8 protein-coding genes are annotated in these 4,232 nt (G+C 61.9%); all 8 read left to right on the plus strand.

The genetic code is table 11. The annotated features are described in order from the left end of the window. Positions 1-61, plus strand: a 61-nt coding sequence (locus SM611_RS37450) for an IS1 family transposase (RefSeq protein ID WP_071528444.1), incomplete at its 5' end; no start/stop codon positions are given. Positions 62-70: 9 nt separating this feature from the next. Beyond that, on the plus strand, positions 71-319 hold the full coding sequence (gene merP, locus SM611_RS37455; RefSeq protein ID WP_371955153.1) for a mercury resistance system periplasmic binding protein MerP: 249 nt from the start codon (positions 71-73) through the stop codon (positions 317-319). Positions 320-346: 27 nt separating this feature from the next. Beyond that, positions 347-772, plus strand: coding sequence for an organomercurial transporter MerC (gene merC / locus SM611_RS37460; protein WP_000522996.1), 426 nt, complete (start codon positions 347-349; stop codon positions 770-772). A gap of 38 nt (positions 773-810) precedes the next feature. Continuing rightward, positions 811-2,496 (plus strand): mercury(II) reductase, encoded by a 1,686-nt coding sequence (gene merA / locus SM611_RS37465; protein WP_000209296.1) that lies wholly within the window; start codon positions 811-813, stop codon positions 2,494-2,496. 17 nt (positions 2,497-2,513) lie between these two features. Further along, on the plus strand, positions 2,514-2,879 hold the full coding sequence (gene merD, locus SM611_RS37470) for a mercury resistance co-regulator MerD (RefSeq protein ID WP_001277466.1): 366 nt from the start codon (positions 2,514-2,516) through the stop codon (positions 2,877-2,879). Beyond that, positions 2,876-3,112 carry a broad-spectrum mercury transporter MerE gene (gene merE / locus SM611_RS37475; RefSeq protein ID WP_001087807.1) on the plus strand — a complete coding sequence of 79 codons (237 nt, stop codon included), beginning with the start codon at positions 2,876-2,878 and terminating at the stop codon, positions 3,110-3,112. The genes merD and merE overlap by 4 nt, the downstream gene beginning before the upstream one ends. A gap of 65 nt (positions 3,113-3,177) precedes the next feature. Next, positions 3,178-3,390 (plus strand): DUF3330 domain-containing protein, encoded by a 213-nt coding sequence (locus tag SM611_RS37480; protein ID WP_000993245.1) that lies wholly within the window; start codon positions 3,178-3,180, stop codon positions 3,388-3,390. A 129-nt stretch (positions 3,391-3,519) separates the two neighbouring features. Next, entirely contained in the window at positions 3,520-4,077 is a 558-nt protein-coding gene (locus SM611_RS37485) for a recombinase family protein (RefSeq protein ID WP_001162012.1), read from the plus strand. Positions 4,078-4,232: the final 155 nt, after the last annotated feature.

Genomic DNA, 4,232 nt, shown 5'->3' on the forward strand with positions numbered 1-4,232 from the left:
ATCGGTGGAGCTGCATGACAAAGTCATCGGGCATTATCTGAACATAAAACACTATCAATAAGTTGGAGTCATTACCGCCGTTGTTGCCCCCGTGTGGGCCGCCACCCAGACCGTCACGCTGTCCGTGCCTGGCATGACCTGCGCCTCTTGCCCGATCACTGTCAAGCACGCGCTTTCCAAGGTTGAGGGCGTGAGCAAGACCGACGTAAGTTTCGACAAGCGCCAGGCCGTCGTCACCTTCGACGATGCCAAGACCAACGTCCAGAAGTTGACCAAGGCGACCGAGGACGCGGGCTATCCGTCCAGCCTCAAACGCTGATCCGTTAACCGAACTCGGGAGCGACACATGGGACTCATCACGCGCATCGCTGGCAAAACCGGCGCGCTCGGCAGCGTCGTTTCCGCGATGGGCTGCGCCGCCTGTTTTCCTGCCATCGCCAGCTTTGGCGCGGCCATCGGACTGGGCTTCTTGAGCCAGTACGAGGGGCTATTCATTGGCATCCTGCTGCCGATGTTCGCCGGCATCGCGTTACTCGCCAATGCTATCGCTTGGCTCAATCATCGACAGTGGCGACGCACGGCGCTCGGCACGATAGGCCCGATCTTGGTGCTGGCAGCGGTGTTTTTAATGCGGGCTTACGGCTGGCAGAGCGGTGGACTGCTCTATGTCGGCCTGGCCTTGATGGTTGGGGTGTCGGTCTGGGATTTCATCTCGCCAGCACATCGCCGCTGCGGGCCGGACAGCTGTGAATTGCCAGAACAACGTGGCTGACGGCAACAGCCGTAGCCACCACAGAAAAGGAAAAATACATGACCACCCTGAAAATCACCGGGATGACCTGCGACTCGTGCGCGGCTCACGTCAAGGAAGCCTTGGAGAAAGTGCCCGGCGTGCAATCGGCGCTGGTGTCCTATCCGAAGGGCACAGCGCAACTCGCCATTGAGGCGGGCACGTCATCGGATGCGCTGACTACCGCCGTGGCCGGACTGGGCTACGAGGCAACGCTTGCCGATGCGCCACCGACGGACAACCGCGCCGGCCTGCTCGACAAGATGCGCGGCTGGATAGGGGCCGCTGATAAGCCCAGTGGCAACGAACGCCCGTTGCAGGTCGTCGTCATTGGTAGCGGTGGAGCCGCGATGGCGGCAGCACTGAAGGCCGTCGAGCAAGGCGCGCAGGTCACGCTGATTGAGCGCGGCACCATCGGCGGCACCTGCGTCAACGTCGGTTGTGTGCCGTCCAAGATCATGATCCGCGCCGCCCACATCGCCCATCTGCGCCGGGAAAGCCCATTCGACGGCGGCATGCCACCCACACCGCCGACGATCTTGCGCGAGCGGCTGCTGGCCCAGCAGCAGGCCCGTGTCGAAGAACTCCGTCATGCCAAGTACGAAGGCATCCTGGACGGCAATTCAGCCATCACCGTTCTGCACGGTGAAGCGCGTTTCAAGGACGACCAGAGCCTTATCGTTAGTTTGAACGAGGGTGGCGAGCGCGTCGTGATGTTCGACCGCTGCCTGGTCGCCACGGGTGCCAGCCCGGCGGTCCCGCCGATTCCGGGCTTGAAAGAGTCACCCTACTGGACTTCCACCGAGGCCCTGGCGAGCGACACCATTCCCGAACGCCTTGCCGTAATCGGCTCGTCGGTGGTGGCGCTGGAGCTGGCGCAAGCCTTTGCCCGGCTGGGCAGCAAGGTCACGGCCCTGGCGCGCAATACCTTGTTCTTCCGTGAAGACCCGGCCATCGGCGAGGCGGTGACAGCCGCTTTCCGTGCCGAGGGCATCGAGGTGCTGGAGCACACGCAAGCCAGCCAGGTCGCCCATATGGACGGTGAATTCGTGCTGACCACCACGCACGGTGAATTGCGCGCCGACAAGCTGCTGGTCGCCACCGGCCGGACACCGAACACGCGCAGCCTGGCATTGGAAGCGGCGGGGGTAGCCGTCAATGCGCAGGGGGCCATCGTCATCGACAAGGGCATGCGCACCAGTAGCCCGAACATCTACGCGGCCGGCGACTGCACCGACCAGCCGCAGTTCGTCTATGTGGCGGCAGCGGCCGGCACTCGTGCGGCGATCAACATGACTGGCGGCGATGCGGCCCTGGACCTGACCGCAATGCCGGCCGTGGTGTTCACCGACCCGCAGGTCGCCACCGTGGGCTACAGCGAGGCGGAAGCACATCACGACGGGATCGAGACCGACAGTCGCCTGCTAACACTGGATAACGTGCCGCGTGCGCTTGCCAACTTCGACACACGCGGCTTCATCAAGCTGGTCATCGAGGAAGGTAGCGGACGGCTCATCGGCGTGCAAGCGGTGGCCCCGGAAGCGGGTGAACTGATCCAGACGGCGGTGCTCGCCATTCGCAACCGTATGACCGTGCAGGAACTGGCCGACCAATTGTTCCCCTACCTGACCATGGTCGAAGGGCTGAAGCTCGCGGCGCAGACCTTCAGCAAGGACGTGAAGCAGCTTTCGTGCTGCGCCGGATGAGGAAAAGGAGGTGTTCAATGAGCGCCTACACAGTGTCCCGGCTGGCCCTTGATGCCGGGGTGAGCGTGCATATCGTGCGCGACTACCTGCTGCGCGGATTGCTACGGCCGGTCGCGTACACCACGGGCGGCTACGGCTTGTTCGATGACACCGCGTTGCAACGGCTGCGCTTTGTACGGGCTGCCTTCGAAGCGGGTATCGGCCTGGACGCACTGGCGCGGCTGTGCCGGGCGCTGGATGCTGCGGACGGTGACGGTGCGTCTGCGCAGCTTGCCGTGTTGCGGCAACTCGTCGAGCGTCGGCGCGAGGCCCTGGCCAGCCTCGAAATGCAACTGGCCGCCATGCCAACCGAACCGGCACAGCACGCGGAGAGTCTGCCATGAACAGCCCAGAGCACTTGCCGTCTGAGACGCACAAACCGATCACCGGCTACTTGTGGGGCGCGCTGGCCGTGCTCACCTGTCCCTGCCATTTGCCGATTCTCGCCATTGTGCTAGCCGGCACGACGGCCGGCGCGTTCATCGGGGAGCACTGGGGTATTGCAGCCCTCACGCTGACCGGCTTGTTTGTCCTGTCTGTGACGCGGCTGCTGCGGGCCTTCAAGGGAAGATCATGACCGCTTCCCAGCCAGCCGAGAGTGGGCAGCTTTGAGCTTCGCTACCAATCTGGAGGAGTACCACCATGAACGCAAACGCCCCGAACACTGCCAGTTGCACCACCTGCTGCGTATGCTGCAAAGAAATTCCGCTCGATGCCGCCTTCACCCCGGAAGGCGCGGAATACGTCGAACATTTCTGCGGGCTGGATTGCTATGAACGCTTCCAGGCACGCGCCAAGGCCGCGACAGAATCTGACATTGCGCCTGTCCCTGGCGGTTCGCAGCCGTCAGATTGAGGCATACCCTAACTTGATGTCAGATGCCATGTGCAAACGATGTCAGAATAGAGTTAAATTTCCTATTGATTGACATATTCCGTCAAAGGTAATAGATTTCATCCTGACACTTTTGCCTTTGGAGGCATCTTGCAAGGTCAACGCATCGGCTATGTCCGCGTCAGCAGCTTCGACCAGAACCCGGAACGGCAATTGGAGGGTGTTCAGGTGGCGCGGGTGTTCACCGACAAGGCTTCTGGCAAGGACACCCAGCGTCCCGAGCTGGAAAGGCTGCTGGCCTTCGTCCGCGAGGGCGACACCGTGGTGGTGCATAGCATGGACAGGCTGGCACGCAACCTTGATGACCTGCGCCGCATCGTCCAAGGGCTGACACAACGGGGCGTGCGCATGGAGTTCGTCAAAGAAGGGCTGAAGTTCACCGGCGAGGACTCACCGATGGCCAATCTGATGCTGTCGGTCATGGGAGCCTTCGCTGAGTTCGAGCGCGCCCTGATCCGCGAACGTCAGCGCGAGGGAATCGTGCTGGCCAAGCAGCGCGGTGCCTACCGGGGACGAAAGAAATCGCTGAACAGCGAACAAATTGCCGAGTTGAAACGGCGAGTTGCGGCAGGCGACCAAAAAACCTTGGTGGCCCGTGACTTCGGCATCAGCCGCGAAACCTTGTACCAGTACCTGCGGGAAGACTGACCATGCCACGCCGCTCAATCCTGTCCGCCACCGGGCACTGTTGCAAAGTTAGCGATGAGGCAGCCTTTTGTCTTATTCAAAGGCCTTACATTTCAAAAACTCTGCTTACCAGGCGCATTTCGCCCAGGGGATCACCATAATAAAATGCTGAGGCC

This window comes from Actinomadura monticuli, from assembly GCF_041463655.1.
Classification (GTDB): domain Bacteria; phylum Actinomycetota; class Actinomycetes; order Streptosporangiales; family Streptosporangiaceae; genus Spirillospora; species Spirillospora monticuli.

What these genes read in the sequence shown, in the direction of transcription:
- merC (WP_000522996.1), top strand. Translation starts at nt 347, where the DNA reads ATGGGACTCATCACGCGCATCGCTGGCAAAACCGGCGCGCTCGGCAGC.
- merA (WP_000209296.1), top strand. Translation starts at nt 811, where the DNA reads ATGACCACCCTGAAAATCACCGGGATGACCTGCGACTCGTGCGCGGCT.
- merD (WP_001277466.1), top strand. Translation starts at nt 2,514, where the DNA reads ATGAGCGCCTACACAGTGTCCCGGCTGGCCCTTGATGCCGGGGTGAGC.
- merE (WP_001087807.1), top strand. Translation starts at nt 2,876, where the DNA reads ATGAACAGCCCAGAGCACTTGCCGTCTGAGACGCACAAACCGATCACC.
- SM611_RS37480 (WP_000993245.1), top strand. Translation starts at nt 3,178, where the DNA reads ATGAACGCAAACGCCCCGAACACTGCCAGTTGCACCACCTGCTGCGTA.